The 17,236-nt window shown below is 69.0% G+C and carries 17 protein-coding genes; 10 read left to right on the top strand and 7 right to left on the bottom strand.

Features of this window, described 5'->3' with window-relative positions; genetic code table 11:
* Nucleotides 1–83 precede the first annotated feature (83 nt).
* Nucleotides 84–995: a LysR family transcriptional regulator gene (locus tag F6W70_RS17100; protein WP_151487419.1), complete on the top strand. Its 912-nt coding sequence runs from the start codon at nt 84–86 to the stop codon at nt 993–995.
* A gap of 39 nt (nt 996–1,034) precedes the next feature.
* Here F6W70_RS17100 and F6W70_RS17095 read toward each other — a convergent pair whose 3' ends face one another.
* Together F6W70_RS17095 and F6W70_RS17090 are read right to left on the bottom strand one after the other, a co-directional pair.
* Nucleotides 1,035–1,538, bottom strand: coding sequence for a GNAT family N-acetyltransferase (locus F6W70_RS17095; RefSeq protein WP_151487418.1), 504 nt, complete (start codon nt 1,536–1,538; stop codon nt 1,035–1,037).
* Nucleotides 1,531–1,815 (bottom strand): type II toxin-antitoxin system TacA family antitoxin, encoded by a 285-nt coding sequence (locus F6W70_RS17090; protein WP_017829871.1) that lies wholly within the window; start codon nt 1,813–1,815, stop codon nt 1,531–1,533. The genes F6W70_RS17095 and F6W70_RS17090 overlap by 8 nt, the downstream gene beginning before the upstream one ends.
* Nucleotides 1,816–1,934: 119 nt before the next feature.
* On the opposite strand from F6W70_RS17090, the gene F6W70_RS17085 reads away from it, so the two are divergent.
* From F6W70_RS17085 to F6W70_RS17060, 6 genes are read left to right on the top strand one after another with little or no spacing between them, the layout of a single operon-like run.
* On the top strand, nt 1,935–2,630 hold the full coding sequence (locus F6W70_RS17085; RefSeq protein WP_151487417.1) for a DUF1684 domain-containing protein: 696 nt from the start codon (nt 1,935–1,937) through the stop codon (nt 2,628–2,630).
* 28 nt (nt 2,631–2,658) lie between these two features.
* A complete protein-coding gene (locus F6W70_RS17080; RefSeq protein ID WP_151487416.1) occupies nt 2,659–4,155 on the top strand; it encodes an ABC transporter substrate-binding protein in 1,497 nt (498 codons plus the stop codon).
* 52 nt (nt 4,156–4,207) lie between these two features.
* A complete protein-coding gene (locus tag F6W70_RS17075) occupies nt 4,208–5,170 on the top strand; it encodes an ABC transporter permease (RefSeq protein ID WP_151487415.1) in 963 nt (320 codons plus the stop codon).
* On the top strand, nt 5,167–6,027 hold the full coding sequence (locus F6W70_RS17070) for an ABC transporter permease (protein WP_151487414.1): 861 nt from the start codon (nt 5,167–5,169) through the stop codon (nt 6,025–6,027). The genes F6W70_RS17075 and F6W70_RS17070 overlap by 4 nt, the downstream gene beginning before the upstream one ends.
* A complete protein-coding gene (locus F6W70_RS17065) occupies nt 6,024–6,821 on the top strand; it encodes an ATP-binding cassette domain-containing protein (protein ID WP_151487413.1) in 798 nt (265 codons plus the stop codon). Before F6W70_RS17070 ends, F6W70_RS17065 begins: the two co-directional genes overlap by 4 nt.
* The gene (locus F6W70_RS17060; protein ID WP_151487412.1) at nt 6,818–7,573 is read left to right on the top strand and encodes an ABC transporter ATP-binding protein; all 756 of its coding nucleotides are present in this window, start codon (nt 6,818–6,820) and stop codon (nt 7,571–7,573) included. The genes F6W70_RS17065 and F6W70_RS17060 overlap by 4 nt, the downstream gene beginning before the upstream one ends.
* A gap of 12 nt (nt 7,574–7,585) precedes the next feature.
* Here the strand turns inward: F6W70_RS17060 and F6W70_RS17055 are convergent, their stop codons facing one another.
* The 4 genes from F6W70_RS17055 to F6W70_RS17040 all read right to left on the bottom strand — a co-directional run bounded on the left by F6W70_RS17055 (nt 7,586) and on the right by F6W70_RS17040 (nt 11,684).
* Nucleotides 7,586–7,984: a DUF779 domain-containing protein gene (locus F6W70_RS17055; RefSeq protein ID WP_151487411.1), complete on the bottom strand. Its 399-nt coding sequence runs from the start codon at nt 7,982–7,984 to the stop codon at nt 7,586–7,588.
* Nucleotides 7,985–8,050: 66 nt separating this feature from the next.
* The gene (gene exaC, locus F6W70_RS17050) at nt 8,051–9,601 is read right to left on the bottom strand and encodes an acetaldehyde dehydrogenase ExaC (RefSeq protein ID WP_151487410.1); all 1,551 of its coding nucleotides are present in this window, start codon (nt 9,599–9,601) and stop codon (nt 8,051–8,053) included.
* Nucleotides 9,602–9,711: 110 nt separating this feature from the next.
* Nucleotides 9,712–11,040, bottom strand: coding sequence for a GAF domain-containing protein (locus F6W70_RS17045; RefSeq protein WP_055871460.1), 1,329 nt, complete (start codon nt 11,038–11,040; stop codon nt 9,712–9,714).
* A gap of 77 nt (nt 11,041–11,117) precedes the next feature.
* Nucleotides 11,118–11,684, bottom strand: a complete 567-nt coding sequence (locus tag F6W70_RS17040; RefSeq protein WP_055871463.1) for a TetR/AcrR family transcriptional regulator — start codon at nt 11,682–11,684, stop codon at nt 11,118–11,120.
* A gap of 70 nt (nt 11,685–11,754) precedes the next feature.
* Between F6W70_RS17040 and F6W70_RS17035 the strand changes: the two genes are divergently transcribed.
* Complete coding sequence (locus F6W70_RS17035; protein WP_055871466.1) at nt 11,755–12,324, top strand: dihydrofolate reductase family protein; 570 nt, start codon at nt 11,755–11,757, stop codon at nt 12,322–12,324.
* 6 nt (nt 12,325–12,330) lie between these two features.
* Here F6W70_RS17035 and F6W70_RS17030 read toward each other — a convergent pair whose 3' ends face one another.
* Nucleotides 12,331–13,758: a CCA tRNA nucleotidyltransferase gene (locus F6W70_RS17030; protein ID WP_151487409.1), complete on the bottom strand. Its 1,428-nt coding sequence runs from the start codon at nt 13,756–13,758 to the stop codon at nt 12,331–12,333.
* A 151-nt stretch (nt 13,759–13,909) separates the two neighbouring features.
* On the opposite strand from F6W70_RS17030, the gene F6W70_RS17025 reads away from it, so the two are divergent.
* Complete coding sequence (locus F6W70_RS17025) at nt 13,910–16,453, top strand: purple acid phosphatase family protein (protein ID WP_151487408.1); 2,544 nt, start codon at nt 13,910–13,912, stop codon at nt 16,451–16,453.
* Between the two features lie 134 nt (nt 16,454–16,587).
* On the top strand, nt 16,588–17,229 hold the full coding sequence (locus F6W70_RS17020) for a hypothetical protein (protein ID WP_151487407.1): 642 nt from the start codon (nt 16,588–16,590) through the stop codon (nt 17,227–17,229).
* Nucleotides 17,230–17,236: the final 7 nt, after the last annotated feature.

The raw sequence follows: 17,236 nt of genomic DNA, 5'->3' as shown, positions 1-17,236 counted from the left end.
GGTGACACCCGCGTCCCAGTGTCAGGCACCCGCCGCTTTGCAACAACGCCCAGTGCTGCACATGGCATGTGCATAATTGCAGAATGGATGCCGCTAAGCGCCCTCGAGCCGACGACCTGCTCGTGCTCCTCGCGGTCGCGCGCACCGGGCGCTACACGAGCGCCGCCACCCATCTGGGCCTCGACCACACGACGGTCGCCCGGCGCATCGCCGCCCTCGAAGACGTGCTCGGCGGTCGCGTGGTCGCACAGTCGGCGACGGGATGGGAGCTGACCGACCTCGGCCGATCCGCTGCGGAGACGGGGGGCCGTATCGAAGCGGCGCTGTCTCAGCTCGACGGCGGCGCCGAGACGCCCGATCCGGTCTCGGGAGTCGTCCGCATGTCGGCGACCGACGGCTTCAGCGCCTACATCGCAGCCCCCGCCGTCGCCGCTCTGCGCATCGCGCATCCGAGGCTCACGGTCGAGATCGTCGCGGCGACCCGACGCGCCGCCGAGCACCGCGCCGGCCTCGATCTCGAAGTGGTGGTGGGGGCTCCGCAGACGCGTCGCGCTCATGCGGTGAAGCTCGGCACCTACACGCTGGGCATGTACGCGTCGCGCGACTACCTCGCCCGGGTCGGAACGCCGAACACTGCCGCCGAGTTGGAGCAGCACCAGCTGGTCTACTTCGTCGACTCGATGCTGCAGGTCGACGCCCTCGATCTCCCCCGCCGTCTCGTCCCGCGCATGCAGGACGGACTCACCTCCACCAATGTCTTCGTGCACGTGGAGGCGACCAGAGCAGGCGCCGGCATCGGGCTCCTCCCCTGCTTCGCGGCCGACCGCCATCCCGATCTCGTGCGCCTGCTGCCCACGGTCTTCGCCGAGAAGCTGCCGTACTACCTGGTCGCACGGCCCGAGTCGTTGCGCCTGCCGGCCGTCTCCGCTCTCGCCGCAGCCCTGCGCGCGCAGACGCGTGCGTCGAAGGCGATGCTCGACGGCGCGAGCGGCTGAGCGCCGCCATGCGTTACTCCGAGGAGCGGGGCAGCCGGATCACCGCGCGAGGGTCGCGCGTGCATCCTGCACGAGAAGGAAGAGGGTACGACGCGCCTCGGGGAAGGCGGTGAAGCCGAATCGCTCGTAGAACGGGACGATCTCGTCGTTGATCGCGTGCACAAGGATGGCACGGACGCCGATGGCGTCTGCGGCTTCGAGCGCTCGCATCGTCGCGTGCTGCAGGAGGGAGAACCCGAGACCCCGACCGGCGTACTCCCGGTCCACAGCCAGACGCCCGAGCAGCACGATGGGAACAGACACGGGCATGCCGCCCGCCAGCTGCGGCGGCCCGTCGCCGCGGTCGATGGCACTGGAAGCCAGGCAGTAGTACCCCGCGACCCTCCCCTCCCGCGTGACCGAGACCATCGTGCGCGAAGCGCCGCTCTTCTCATTCGAGCGGGCTCGTCCCCGCAACCAGGTATCGAGGCTCTCGTCCCCGCAGCGGAAGTCCGAGAGCTTGTCGCCGGACGCGAGAGGTCGCGGGGTCAGGAACTCAGTCAACGAAGACCGAATCGCGTCTCATCAGCTCTCGCAGACCCTCGACGGTGCGGGGCGGACGCTCCATGACCTCGATGAAGGCGTCGAACCGGACGGCATCGACGCGCAACCGACGCTCGCGCTCGATGACCTCCTGCGCCCTCTCCACCAGCACAGACGCCGAGAAGTCCGTCACAGTGCGACCCTCGATCGCGGCTGCCTCCTCGATCACCTCCTTCTGGTCCGCGGTGACGCGGAACTCCAGGCGGGCGCTCTTCAGCGGAGAAGTCGAAGTGCTCATCCTCGGAGTGTACGGCAGATACCCGTACGCCGGAAGGGCCGAGGCGATGCACCGCCATGCGTTACTCCGAGTGACGTGCGCGACCCGACCGCGTTCTCCATGCAAGAGAATTGAAAGTGATGTCTGAACGCGAAGATCACACCTATTGGCAGGCCGAGCGCCGCGCCGCCGTCACGTCGGCGACCGGCAACCTCGCCCTGATCGAGACCCGCTGGACCGGCGAGCGCCCTGACCTGGACGCTGCGCAGCGCGACGCGTCGCCCACGGTGACCGTGACCCCGATCGAGCGCACGAACATCGAGACCGGTCAGGCCGAGCACGGCCTGCGTGCCTGGGACGCCGAGGCGCCCGCCATCCGCGCCTTCGACCGCATCGACACCTACGACTACGACCCTGCGTGGGTTCTCGAAGGACACTTCACCCCGGTCTCCAGCGACCGTCGCGTGTCCTTCGAGCACATCCGCGACAACGGCGGCACGCGCGATCTGGTCGTCCCCGGCGACATCCGCCTCGAGCTCGAAGGCCAGGAGTACACCCTCGCCGCCTTCGACGACGGCGGCACGCTGCTGCTCGTCTTCGGCGATGAGACCAACGGATCGGAGACCTACGGATCCGGTCGCTTCCTGTTCGTACAGCTGCGCGACGACGAGGGCTCCGTGGTCCTCGACTTCAACCGTGCGTTCGTGCCGCCGTGCGGTTTCAGCGCCCAGTACAACTGCCCGCTGCCGCCGGCCTCCAACCGCTTCCCCCTGCCTATCCGAGCAGGCGAGAAGAACGTCGTGTTCCACGACGGCTTCGACATCTACGCGGCGTGACGCCGCACACCCTCACCCTGGAGCACTCATGAGAAGAACCCGCATCCTCGGCGCGCTCGGTGCCGTCGCCACGCTCGCCCTCGTGGCCGGCTGCGCGTCCGGTACGAGCGACGACGCCACCGCGAGCGAAGACGCCACGATCTTCATCGGCTCGCTGTACGAGCCGACCAACCTGAGCAACACCCAGGGCGGCGGGCAGGGCGTGACCGAGGCTCTGACCGGCAACGTCTACGAAGGCCTCTACCGGCTCACGGATGACGGCGAGGTCGAACCTCTCCTCGCCGAAGACGCCCAGGTGTCCGACGACGGCCTCACTTACACGATCACTCTGCGCGACGACGTGACCTTCCACTCGGGCGACCCGCTCACCTCCGCCGACGTGAAGTCGAGCGTCGAAGACGTCACCGCCGAGGACTCGGTCTCGGCCCGCAAGTCGAGCTTCAAGACGATCGCCGACATCGCCACCCCCGACGACAAGACGGTCGTGTTCACGCTGTCGCAGCGGTCGATCTCGTTCCTGTACAACCTCAGCTACGTGTGGATCGTGAACGACGAGGCCGGCGACATCACCAGCACGGAAGACGGCACCGGCCCCTACACGCTCGACGAGTGGAAGAAGGGCTCGACGCTCACCCTGCAGCGCTGGGACGACTACTGGGGCGAGCCCGCCAAGAACGGCGAGGTCGTCTACACGTACTTCACCGACGCGACGGCGGAGAACAACGCCCTCCTCACGGGTGAGATCGACGTCATCACCAGCGTGCAGAACCCGGACTCGCTGACGCAGTTCGACTCCGACGACTACGTCGTGAGCGAGGGCACCTCGACCACGAAGGAGCTGCTCGCCTTCAACGACCGCGTCGCCCCCTTCGACAACACGCTCGTGCGCAAGGCGGTCTACTCCGCGATCGACACGAAGAAGCTCCTCGAGTCGATCTGGGGCGACTACGGCACGCTGATCGGGTCGATGGTGCCGCCGACCGACCCCTGGTACGAGGACCTCACCTCCGTGAACCCGTACGACGTCGAGCTCTCGAAGGACCTGCTCGCGCAGGCCGGCTACGCCGACGGCTTCACGTTCACGCTCGACACCCCGAGCTACGACCCGCACCCCGCCGTGGCGGAGTTCCTGCAGTCGCAGCTCGCCGAGGTCGGCATCACGGTAGAGATCAACACGATCAGCGCCGACGAGTGGTACACGAAGGTGTTCAAGGAGCAGGACTTCGAGGCCACTCTGCAGGAGCACGTGAACGACCGCGACGTGGTCTGGTACGGCAACCCCGACTTCTACTGGGGCTACAACGACGCCGACGTGCAGCAGTGGGTCGCCCAGGCCGAGCAGGCCGCCACGACCGACGAGCAGACGGCGCTGCTGAAGCAGGTCAACGAGAAGATCGCCGCGGATGCCGCGAGCGTATGGTTGTACCTGTACCCGCAGATCGTGGTCGCCTCCAGTGACCTCAGCGGATACCCGGTCAACGGCCTGAACTCGCAGTTCTTCGCCTACGACATCGTCAAGTCCTGACGTGCGTGGGGGATGCCGCGCGTCGGCATCCCCCATGCCATCCTGAGAAGCCATGCTCGCCTACCTCCTGCGCCGCCTCGCGTTCCTCGCGGTATCGCTCGTCGTCGCGATGGTCGCGATCTTCGTGCTGCTGCGCCTTCTCCCCGGCGACCCGGCCAACGCGCTGCTCTCCGTGAACGCCACCCCGGAGCAGATCGCCGCCGCGCGCGCCCAGGTCGGCTCCGATCAGCCCCTGCTGCAGCAGTTCACGACGTGGGCGACGCAGCTGCTCCGTCTCGATCTCGGCGAGTCGTTCCTGAGCTCCCGTCCCGTCGGACCCGACATCGCCGATCGCCTCGCCGTGACGCTCCCGCTCACCCTCATCGCCTTCGCCATCGCGCTGCTCGTCTCGCTCGTGATCGGCATCACCGCCGCCGTGAAGGCCGACCGCTGGTACGGCATCGCGCTCTCGGGCTTCGCGCAGCTCGGGGTGGCCGTGCCCGTGTTCTGGGTGGGTGTGGTGCTGGTCTGGGTGTTCGCGCTCGGGTGGGGCGTGCTGCCCTCCGGCGGCTTCCCCCGGAAGGACTGGGAGGATCCGGCGGACGCACTGCGCTCGCTCGCGCTGCCGGTGATCACGATCGTGATCGTCATGAGCGCCTCCCTGAGCCGCTACGTCCGCTCGGCGACGCTCGACGTGCTGGGCAGCGACTATCTGCGCACCGCCCGCGCCGGCGGATCGAGCATGCCGGAGGCGCTCCTGCGTCACGGGGTGCGCAACGGCGCCATCCCCGTCGTCGCGGTCCTCGGCATCGAACTGTCGACCACCCTCCTCGGCGCAGTGGTCGTCGAGAGCGTCTTCACGCTTCCCGGTCTCGGCAGCCTCCTGCTGTCCGCCATCGAGCAGCATGACTTCCAGGTCATCCAGGGCGTCCTCGTCGTCAGCACGCTCTTCGTGCTGCTGGTCGGATTCGCCGCCGACATCGCGCAGCGGCTGATCGATCCGCGACTGCGCACGAGTGTCTCGGGGAACCGATGAGCCGCGTCGCCGAACAGCTGGTCACCGGATCCGCGCCCGTGCGCCGACGTCCGAAGGCGACGCTGCTGATCGGAATCGTGCTCACGGGTCTCATCGTGCTGATGGCCCTGGTCTCCCTGTTCTGGCTGCCCTACCCGCTCGCCGACACCAGCGGGGGCCGTCTCGAGGGGCCGAGCGCCCTGCACCTGCTCGGCACCGATCGGCTCGGACGCGACCTGCTCTCACAGCTGATGTGGGGCGCGCGGATCGCGCTCGTGGTCGGTACCTGCGCGGTCGCGATCGCCGCTGTCCTCGGCACGATCGTCGGACTCCTGGCGGCGTTCGCCCGGCCGTGGGTCGACGACACGCTCTCGGCAGGACTCGACGTGGTGATCGCGTTCCCCGTGCTGCTGTTGGCGATGCTGGTCGTCGCCGTGCAGGGCGCGTCGCTGTGGTCGGCTGTGCTCGCGATCGGCCTGGCGATGTCGGCCGTCGTCGCCCGTCTCACCCGCATCCTCGCGCGGCGCGTCCTGCAGGAGCAGTACATCACCGCGGCGCGCACCAGCGGCACCGGCGTGCTCGGCGTCGTGTTCCAGCACGTGCTGCCGAACATCGCGCCCACCCTCGCCGTGAGCCTGGCGCTGCAGTTCGGCGCCGCCGTGCTGGCCGAGGCGAGCCTGTCGTACCTCGGGTTGGGAGCACCGCCGCCCAACGCGTCGTGGGGACGCATGCTGCAGGAGGCGCAGGGCACGGTCCTCACAGCCCCTGTGGGCGCCATCACTCCCGGCGTCGCGATCATCGCGCTGGTGCTCGGTGTGAACTTCCTCGCCGACGGTCTGCGCGACCTCGCCGACCCGACCCGCAGGAGGAGCCGATGAGCATCCTCGACGTCTCCGGCCTCACGGTCCGCTCCGGCGCGGGCGCGCTCGTGCGCGATGTCTCGTTCTCCCTCGCGCCCGGTGAGCGCCTGGGCCTGATCGGCGAGTCCGGCTCGGGCAAGTCGCTGACCTCGCTCGCGGTCACGGGCCTGCTGCCTGATGCGCTCAGCGCCTCGGGCTCGGTGCTGCTCGACGACCACCAGGTGATCGGAGCGCGGGATGCCGATCTGCGCCCACTGCGCGGACCCGTCGCGCAGATCGTGTTCCAGGAACCGCTCACCGCGCTCGATCCGCTGATGCGGGTGGGGCGTCAGGTCGCTGAGCCGCTGCGACGCCACCTCGGGCTGCGCGGGGTGGAGCTGAAGAGCGCCGTCGCCACGGCCCTCGACGAGGTCTCCCTGTCCGACACCCGCATCGCGCGGGCCTACCCGCATGAGCTCTCGGGTGGTCAGCGTCAGCGCGTGGCGATCGCCATCGCCCTCGCGGCCCGCCCGCAGCTGCTCATCGCCGACGAGCCGACGACCGCGCTCGACGTGACCGTGCAGGACGGCGTGCTCGCACTGCTGGAACGCCTTGTCGGCGAACGCGGCATGGCGCTGCTGTTCATCAGCCATGACCTGGCCGTGGTCTCGCGCATGGTGGATCGCATCGTCGTGCTGCGCGACGGGCTCGTCGTCGAGGCGGGGTCGGTGGAGCAGGTTCTGCAGAAGCCGGCCGAGCCGTACACGCGGATGCTGGTCGACAGCGCCCGTGCGCTCGATGCGTTCCTCGACGCCGGAGAGGTCGGACGATGACGCTGCTCGAACTGCGCGGGGCCGGTTTCGCCTATGGATCGCGCCGCGTTCTCGACGACGTGTCGCTGCGCATCGATGAGGGCGACTCGTTGGGCCTCGTCGGTGAATCGGGGGCGGGCAAGTCCACGATCCTGCGGCTGATGCTCGGGCTCACCGCCCCGCGCGACGGACAGGTGCTGTTCGAGGGCGCCCCGCTTGCTCTGCGCGACCGCGCACAGATGCGTCGGTTCCGCGCGAGCGTGCAGCCGGTGTTCCAGGATCCGTATTCGTCTCTCGACCCTCGCCAACGCATCGACCGGATCGTCGGCGAACCGCTCCGTTCGCTGGGTCTGGCATCCGGCGCCGATGCGCAGCGCCGCATCGCGGAAGCCCTCGACTCGGTCGGACTCCCCGCCGATACCGCACGTCGCTACCCGCACGAGTTCTCCGGAGGACAGCGTCAGCGCATCGCGATCGCGCGCGCTGTGGTCTCGCGCCCCCGGGTGCTGCTGGCCGACGAGCCGGTCAGCGCACTCGACGTGACGACGCGCGTGCAGGTGCTCGAGCTGCTCGACCGGCTGCGCCGCGAGAACGGCCTGTCGCTCGTGATGGTGTCGCACGACCTGACCGCGATCGCCTCGGCCTGCGACCGCACGCTCGTACTGAAGAACGGCCGCGTCGTCGAGCAGGGCGCGACATCCGCCGTGCTGCACGCCCCGCAGGACCCCTACACGCGGGCACTCGTCGACGCTGTTCCGCGACTGCCGCGCTGAGTACGGCTCGAGTCACGCGGGCGACGCCAGCCCGAAGTACGCAAGCTCCGCGTCGTTCAGCATCCGCGACCGGATCAAAAACCGCATGCCTGTCGGCCCCTCGACGCTGAATCCCGCACCGCGCCCCGGCACGACGTCGATCGTGAGGTGCGTGTACTTCCAGTACTCGAACTGCGACTGCGACATGAAGACCTCGACGGACTGCGCCAGGCCCACGTCGAGCGCCCCGAGCAGCACGTCGCCCGGCCCCGTGATGAACATTCCGATCGGATAGCACATGGGCGATGAGCCGTCGCAGCAGCCGCCGGACTGGTGGAACATGAGCGGCCCGTGCTGTGCGGTCAGCTCGCGTATGAGTGAGGCCGCAGCCTCCGTCACGTCCACGCGCTGGTAGGTGCCGATGCTGACCATGACTGCCGCCTTCCGGGGAGGAGCCGGGCGGACGCTGAGGGAGCAGCGCCCGCCCGGGGATCGAACTCAGAAGAAGCCCATCGGGCCCTCTGCATACGAGACGAGGAGGTTCTTCGTCTGCTGGTAGTGGTCGAGCATCATCTTGTGGTTCTCGCGACCGACGCCCGACTGCTTGTACCCGCCGAACGCGGCATGCGCCGGGTACTGGTGATACGTGTTGGTCCACACGCGTCCGGCCTCGATCGCCCGGCCCGCCCGGTAGGCGGTGTCACCGCTGCGGCTCCAGACGCCGGCGCCGAGACCGTAGAGCGTGTCGTTGGCGATCGAGATCGCGTCGTCGAATCCGTCGAACGAGGTGACAGAGAGCACGGGCCCGAAGATCTCCTCCTGGAAGATGCGCATGTCGTTCGTGCCCTCGAACACGGTCGGGGCGACGTAGAAGCCCCCGCTCAGATCTCCGCCGAGGTCGACCCGCTCACCACCGGTCAGCAGGCGCGCGCCGCCTTGCTTGCCGATGTCGATGTAGCTGAGGATCTTCTCCAGCTGGTCGTTCGACGCCTGCGCGCCGATCATCGTCGCGGGGTCGAGCGGGTTGCCCTGCACGACCTTGCCGACGCGCTCGAGTCCGTCCGCGAGGAACCCGTCGTAGATCGAGCGCTGGATGAGCGCCCGCGAGGGGCAGGTGCACACCTCGCCCTGATTCAGCGCGAACATCGTGAAGCCCTCGAGCGCCTTGTCGTAGAACGGGTCGCTGGTCGAGCGGGCGACGTCTTCGAAGAACACGTTCGGGCTCTTGCCTCCGAGCTCCAGCGTGACTGGGATCAGGTTCTGCGAGGCGTACTGCATGATCAGACGACCGGTCGTGGTCTCACCCGTGAAGGCGACCTTGCGGATGCGCTTGTGCTGCGCGAGCGGGGCGCCCGCCTCGATCCCGAACCCGTTCACGATGTTGACGACACCCGCCGGCAGCAGGTCGCCGATGATGTCGAACAGGAACAGGAGGGATGCCGGGGTCTGCTCGGCCGGCTTGATGACGACGCAGTTGCCTGCGGCGAGCGCGGGCGCCAGCTTCCAGACCGCCATCAGGATCGGGAAGTTCCAGGGGATGATCTGCCCGACCACACCGAGCGGTTCGTGGAAGTGGTACGCGACCGTGTTCTCGTCGAGCTGGCTGATGCCGCCCTCCTGCGCCCGCAGCACACCAGCGAAGTAGCGGAAGTGGTCGACGGCGAGGGGGATGTCGGCGGCCAGCGTCTCGCGCACCGGCTTGCCGTTCTCCCACGTCTCGGCGACGGCGATCTCCTCGAGGTGCTGCTCGATCCGGTCCGCGATCCTGTTGAGGATCACCGAGCGCTCGGCCGGGCTCGTCTTGCCCCAGCCCGCGAACGCCTGCCACGCGACCTCGACGGCCCGATCGATGTCTTCGCTGGTGCCGCGGCCGACCTCGGTGAACGCCTTGCCGTTGACGGGGCTGACGTTCTCGAAGTACTGGCCCTTGACGGGTTCGACGAACTCGCCGCCGATGTAGTGGCCGTAGCGCGGCCGGTAGTTCGCGAGGGCGCCCGGCCGGCCCGGGGCCGCGTAGGCGAGGGACACGTCTTCTTCGACGATGCTCATGGGAGTCTCCTTCGACGGGGCCGCGCATCGGTGCAGCGGCTGTCCTTCGAAGGTAGGTCGCACGAGGTTGCACCCCGGTGCGCAACGTTGCGCCGGGTTGCAAGGCTCGGTCAGGCCTCGAGACGCTCGATACGGGCGACCAGTCCCGCGCGCTTCGGCGACCGGGCGGGGAGCATCTCCAGCGCCAGTCGGAGGGTTTCGGCGTCGCCCTGACCCTCGGGGATCTCGGCGTAGGAGAGCAGCACGTCGAGACTTGCCTCGGACAGCATCGCCTCACGCAGCGCTGCCCTCACCGACTCGCGGAACTCCTCGACACCGGGCGACGTCGACTCGGGCAGCACCGGACCCCGATAGGCCGTGAGCGCCACCCGGTGCGCGCCGCGATCGAGCAGGGACAGCACGTCGTGCGCGTCGGTGTCGAGGGCGACGGGAAGGCGATACGGACGCGACTCCGGCACGAGGTCGGGGGCGGTGCGCTCGAGCACCTTGCGCAGGCGCACCATCTCCGGGCGGAGCGTGTCGGGCGAGACACCGGGGCCATAGACGAGCTCACACAGGCGCTCGGCCGAGAGGCCTTGGCGATGCACGGCGAGCATGAGCAGTATCGCAGCGTGGCGCGCACTGAGCTCGATCATCGACTCGTCGTGCGCGGACTCGGTCTCCAGCCGCGCCCTGTCGCGGCCCAGCACGTGCAGCGTCGCCCTGGCGGTCGCCGGGGTGCGTCCCTTCGTCGCGGCGGATCGGGGTCGGGATCCCTCGCTCCGCTGCCGGAGCCGGGCGACCATCAGCTCCGACTCGACGGCGCGGGCCGTCGCATCGACCAGCAGTCGTGCCTGCAGCGAGACGACCTCGGGGCCGCCCGTGATGTCGATAACGCCGAGCACGCGCTGCGTCTCCGGGTCGCGCACGGGGGCCGCGGTGCACGACCACGGATGCACGAGCCGGTTGTAGTGCTCCGCGCCGCGGATCTGCACCGACTGCCCGAGCGCGAGGGCGGTTCCCGGCGCGCTCGTGCCGACGGCGTCCTCCGACCAGTTCGCCCCGGCCACGAAACCCATGCCGTCGGTGAGCGAGCGCAGCTGGCTGTCGCCCTCGATCCACAACAGGCGACCCGCCTGGTCGCCGACCGCGATGATCACTCCCGTGTCCTCCGCCTCACCAGGCAGCAGCAGCGCACGGATCATGTCCATCACCGAGGCGAGCGGATGTGCGAGACGGTAGGCGTCGAGCTCGTCGCTGACCAGGTCGAGCGGCGGAGCGCCCTCAGGCCCGACCCGCCCGCGCCAGGACCTCTCCCACGACTCACGGACGAGGGGTCGCACCTCTTGCAGACGCCGATCGTCGAGGTTTCCGGCGAGCAGTTCCTCGTGCGCACGCTCGATGAGAAGTCGCGATGTCGGGGGAAGGGACTCGCGGGATACCTGCCACGGCGCAGACACAGCGGTCTCCGATCGTCGAGAGCGTGCGTTGCCTCAGTGTACGAGGAGCACTGCCCCGGAGGGAACACCTCACCGTGTCAGCGCAGGAGCCCGGCGACCAGGTCGTCGATCACCTCGTCGGTGGAGGTGTCCGGATCGATCGGCGTCGTGAGCCTGTCGAGCAGCAACCCGTCGATCGCGTAGTGGAACAGCGCGATCTCGCGGCGTCCGCCCGGGAGCCCGGCCGCGGTGTTGAACGCCACATCGCCGTCGAAGCCGGCGCGCTGCCAGGCAGCGAGCACGGCGGCGACCTCGGGACGCCGACCGCCTTCGAGTCGCAGCTCGAACAGCGCGAGCGTCACGTCGCGGTCCTCGGTCAGTCGCCGCACGATGTCGCGGATGTAGTCGGCGAACAGGGCGGGCCCGGGCTCCGCCGTCGCACGACGCTCCAGGTCTTCGGAGGTGGGGGCGAGACGCTCTCCGATCCGCTCGACCAGACCCTCGATCAGGGCGTCCCTGCTGCGGAAGTAGTTCGAGGTGGTGCCCGTCGGAACCTGCGCGGCGGTATCGACCGCGCGGTGCGTGAGACCTCGCGATCCCTCTCGTGCGAGCACCGTGAGTCCTGCATCCGCGATGAGCCGTCGCCGGGAGTCGTTCTTCACCATGCACGGAACACTAGCGCAATCACTACGCCTGTTGTACCGTAACTGCGACAGATGTAGTGATTGGAGAATCATGCGAGAGCTCGTGTACTACGCCGCCGTCACCCTCGACGGCTACATCGCCGGCCCGAACGGCGAGTTCGACGCATTCCTCATCGAGGGCGACCACATGGAGGGCATCAACGCCCGGTTCGCCGACACCCTCCCCACCGTCGCGGCCGCAGCGCTCGGCATCCCCCAGAAGCGCGCGCTCTTCGACACCGTGCTGATGGGGTGGAACACGTATCAGGTGGGCGGTGTGCCCAGCCCCTACGCGCACCTGCGCCAGATCGTCTTCAGCCGCTCGCGCACCGCAGAGGGAGAGAACCTCGAGGTCACGTCCGAAGACCCGATCGCTGTGGTGCGCCGGCTGAAACTCGAGGAAGGCGCCGCCATCTGGCTCTGCGGCGGCGGCGCTCTGGCCGCCACACTCGCCGACGAGATCGACCGCCTCGTCCTCAAGCGGCAGCCCCTGCTGTTCGGCTCGGGCATCCCCCTGTTCGGCGAGCGCCCCTATCGCCCCGAACAGTTCGACGCGGTCGAGACCGTCACCTACGACAGCGGCGTGGTGTTCACCGAGCTCGAACGCCGACGAGAGGGGTGAGCCGGGTCAGCCGCGTGCGGCCCACCACTCCCGGAGCCGCTGCTCGGCGACCTCGGTTCCGAGCACGCCCTCGTCCAGACGCAGATCGAGCAGGAACCGGTACGCCTCGCCGACCTCGCGCCCCGGGCTGATGCCGAGCACCTGCTGGATGCGGTTGCCGTCGATCTCCGGACGGATGGAGTCGAGCTCCTCCTGCTCGCGCAGTGCGGCGATGCGCGCCTCGATGTCGTCGTACGCGCTGGCCAGGCGACCGGCCTTGCGCTTGTTCCGGGTGGTCACGTCGGCGCGGGTGAGGATGTGCAGACGCTCCAGCAGGTCGCCGGCATCGCGCACGTAGCGGCGCACGGCCGCATCCGTCCACGCCCCCTCGGCGTAACCGAAGAAGCGCAGGTGCAGCTCGATGAGCGTCGCGACGGCGTCGGTGGTGTCGGTGTCGAAGCGCAGCGCCTGCAGTCGCTTGCGGGCCATGCGCGAGCCGACCACGTCGTGGTGGTGGAAGGTGACCACTCCCCCGGCCTCGAGCTTGCGGGTGCGCGGCTTGCCGATGTCATGCAGCAGAGCAGCGATGCGCAGCGGCACGTCGGGGGCGGCGCCGGGGTGCCGGGAGTGCTCGAGCTGGATCGCCTGGGCGAGCACCGTGAGCGAGTGCTCGTAGACGTCCTTGTGGTGGTGGTGCTCATCGACTTCGAGGCGCAGGTCGGTGACCTCGGGGAGGAACTCGTCGATCAGTCCGGTGTCGACCAGCACGCGGATGCCGCGCACCGGGTCGTCGGTCTGCATGAGGCGCACGAGTTCGGACTGGATGCGCTCGGGGCTCACGATCTTCAGCGTCTCGCGCAACTCGGTGATCGCCTCGGCGGTGGCGTCCTCGACACGGAAGCCGAGCTGCGCGCTGAAGCGAGCCGCCCGCAGCATCCGGAGCGGATCGTCGCCGAACGAGACCCGAGGATCGGTGGGCGTGCGCAACACTCCCGCGATGAGGTCTTCGACGCCGCCGGTCGGGTCGACGAGCTTCACGGCCGGCACCTGCAGTGCCATGGAGTTGACGGTGAAGTCACGGCGCACGAGGTCGCCGTCGATCGTGTCGCCGAACTCCACGGTGGGTTTGCGGGTCACGCCGTCATAGCTGTCGGCTCGATAGGTCGTGATCTCGACCTGCTCACGCTGCACGCGTGCGCCGATCGTGCCGAACGCACGGCCGATGTCCCACTGCGCGGTCGAGATCGGCGTGACGATGGACAGGATCTCGTCCGGCGAGGCGTTCGTCGTGAAATCGAGGTCGTGCGTCGTGCGTCCCAGCAACGCGTCGCGCACCGGGCCACCGACGACGGCCAGATCGAACCCGGCATCCTCGAACGCCGTCGCGAGGGTGCGGACGACCGGATTCTCGGCGAGCGCACCGAGACGGGCGAGGCCGTCAGCCATGTTGAGCATGGGTTCCAGCGTACCGGGGCGGATGCGCCCGATCCCGCGACGCCCGTTCACCTCCCGGTCGCCCGAAGGCCAACCCCCGGTCATCCGTCTTCGATGGGGTGGAGGGGCATCGTGCGACTGCGCACGGAAACCCCCACCCTGAAGGACTGACATGACCTCCCCCACCCCTGCGGTGCGGTGGCGACGTCGCGGACTGACCTCCGTCGCGCTGCTCGCCCTGCTCGCCGGCGCTGTCGTCGCCCCCGCGGCCCTCGCCGCTCCCGACCCCGAGGTGCCGACGGGATCGCTGATCACCGGCGACACGGCCTGGCATTACCTCGACGACGGCTCCGACCCGTCTCCCGCTCCGGCGGCTCTGCGCGATTGGACCCTGCCCGCCTATGACGACAGTGCATGGAAGTCGGCAGCGGGCTCGTTCGGAGCCAAGGGCGGAAAGCTCGCGCCTGTGGGCTCGCAGACGCCGAAGACGCTTCTGAACCACTACCTCGACGGTGCGGCCGCCCCCACCGTTCCCACCTACTTCTTCCGCACGACGTTCGAGCTCGAAGCCGGCGTCGCCGAGCAGGTCGCGGCTCTGCAGAGCACCATCACGTACGACGACGCGATCATCGTCTGGATCAACGGCACCGAGGTCGCCCGCTACGTCGACGGACGCATCACCGACACGGTGAACGTCGAGTATGCCGGCGACGGCAACGGCAGCCCGCTCACCAGCACGTTCAGCGCGGAAGGCGACCTGCTGCACGACGGCACGAACACCATCGCCGTGTCGCTGTTCCAGGACCGCGAGACCAGCTCGGACATCTTCTTCGACATGTCGTCGCTGACCCTCGTCGAAGCATCCGCTCCCGGCACCCCCGTCGTCGCGCCGCCGACCCGGGTGATCCTCACACCGACCGAGCAGCCCGCCGTCTCACAGTCGTTCTCCTGGCTCGCCGGCGACGCCTCGCACACGGTCGGACAGGTCGAGATCGCTCCGTCCGCCGGCGGCGATTCCCGCACGGTCGACGCCTACGACGCGGGTGTGGTGAACGGCAACCCGAACAAGCACTTCTCGGCCACCGTGACCGGACTCACCGCCGCGACCGAGTACCGCTACCGTGTCGGCCTCCCCGGCAGCTGGAGCGACTGGTTCACCTTCCGCACCGCCGATCCTGCGGCCACGGACTTCCAGTTCATCTACTACGGCGACGCGCAGATCGGCCTCGACACCACGTGGCCGAGCGTCGTGAAGCAGGCCGAGGCCAAGGCGCCTCGCTCCATCGGCTCGGTGCACGCAGGCGACCTGATCAACTCGTCGAGCAACGAGAACGAATGGGTCAACTGGTTCAAGGGCATGAAGGACTCGGCCGTCCGCACCAACGTGATGGCCGCCCCCGGCAACCACGAGTACTCGGGCGACAAGCTGCTGACGGCATGGAAGGCCGCGTTCGAGTACCCGCACAACAACCCGTCGACGAGCTCGGTGGGCGAGCTGGCCGAGCTCGCGAAGGGCGACTCCGCGGTCGCACAGCAGTACCGCGCGTTCTTCGACCACTGGAGCTCGTTCGCCGCGGAGACCGCGTACTACACCGACTACCAGGGCGTGCGGTTCATCACGCTGAACGCGACCCGCGACACCACCTTCCTCACCCCCGCCGGCCTCCCCTCTTGCACCGGCGCGGAGTGCCCCTCCTCGCAGATCGGCGTGCTCTGGACCCGCTTCCAGGGCGCCTGGCTCGACCTGCTGCTGCAGAACAGCCCGTCGAAGTGGAATGTCGTCACGTTCCACCAGCCGGTGTTCTCGGCTTCCGAGGGTCGTGACGAGCCGGTGCTGCGCGCCGAGTGGCTGCCGGTCTTCCAGCGCAACGACATCGACCTGGTGCTCATGGGTCACGACCACACGTACGCCCGCGGCTATGTGAACACCGATGCGACCGAGACCCCGGGACTCACCACCGGCCCGGTCTACGTCGTGTCGAACTCGGGTGCGAAGCACTACGACCTGGAGACGCCCGAGAAGAACGTCTGGACCAACAACGGCGCCACCCAGGTGCTGCGCGGCCAGGGCGTCACGACCTATCAGGTGATCGACGTGTCGAAGAACCAGCTGGTCTACCGCTCGTACCTCGCCGAGAAGCAGCCGGGCGCCACGACCGACCTTCCCCTCGGCGCCGTCTACGACACGTTCACCGTGACCAAGTCGGATGCCGGTGAGAAGTGGGTCACCGAAGACGGCGTCACGCCTCCGGAGCCCGAGGTCCCGGCGAAGGTCGAGCTCGGCGCGGCCTCCGTGAAGGCCGGCGGCACCGTCACGGTGTCCGGAAGCGGCTTCGCGGAGGGCGCTCAGCTGCGGTTCGAGCTGCGGTCCGACCCGGTGCAGCTGGGCACGGCGACCGCCGGCACGGACGGCTCGTTCCAGCGCACGCTGACGATCCCCGCGAACACCCCGGCCGGCGCGCACACGCTCGCTGTGATCCGCGCCGACGGCACCGAGATCACCACCTCGCTCACCGTCATCGCGGCAGCCGGTGGGGGCAACACAACCCCGGGTACGAGCACCGGAGGGTCGACCGGCGGCGACCTCGCCACGACCGGCGCCGACAGCGCGCCCTACGTGATCGCCGCGGTGGTCCTGCTCGCGGCGGGCCTCGGTCTGTTCGCGATGCGCCGCCGTCGCCAGCACGCCTCGATGGAGACGACCGAGGCGGAGTAGGCCGCCAGTGGGCGTCGTGCGGGTTTCGGCCCGGACGACGCCCACTTCACTGGCCCGGACATCTCATCGAAACGATGTAGATTCCGCCGAGCGGCGGGGCGGCCCCCTCCCGGCGCACACCCTAGGCTCGGGACATGCGCAATCGCTCTCGCCTCGCCCTCGCTTCCGCTGCAGCCGCCCTCCTGGGTTTCTCGCTCACCGCCTGCGCACCCGCGAGCACGGACAGCACAGCGACACCGTCGCCGTCATCGTCGCCCGTCGCCTCTCCGTCGGCGACGCCCGCGGACCGTGTGGTGGAGATCTCGGTCGACGGTCTTTCGATCGACGACGGCCCTGTGCTCGCGTACGACGACCCGGACGGCGCTGTCGCGGCCCTCACCGCCGCCTTCGGGGCCGCGCCGACGGAAGCGCCCGTCGAGGGCCCGTACGGTTCGGTGTACGCCGGATACGACTGGCAGGGAACGAAGGCGACGGTCCGTGAGACCCGTATCGACTTGGTCGTGTCGGCGGATGCGCCGGGGGTGATCGTCCGTACCCCGGAGGGCATCGGCATCGGTTCGACGCGCGCCGAGGCGATGGCCGCAGGGGCAGTGGACGGGTGGGATGAGGACGGAGATGGCGTCGCCGACTACCTCAGCATCGGCGTGCGAGAAGTTCCCGGCACCTCGTCTCTCGTGAATCCCGGTGAGGTCGGTGTGGAGTACATCGACCTCAAGGTCACCGGCGACGTCGTGAGCCGCCTCAGCACCGGTGGCAACGACTTCAGCGACATCTGAGGCACAT

This window comes from Microbacterium maritypicum (assembly GCF_008868125.1).
In the GTDB taxonomy this organism is placed as follows: domain Bacteria; phylum Actinomycetota; class Actinomycetes; order Actinomycetales; family Microbacteriaceae; genus Microbacterium; species Microbacterium maritypicum.
Note: the sequence above shows the minus strand (reverse complement) of the source record. Positions and strands in the feature narration are given on the sequence as shown.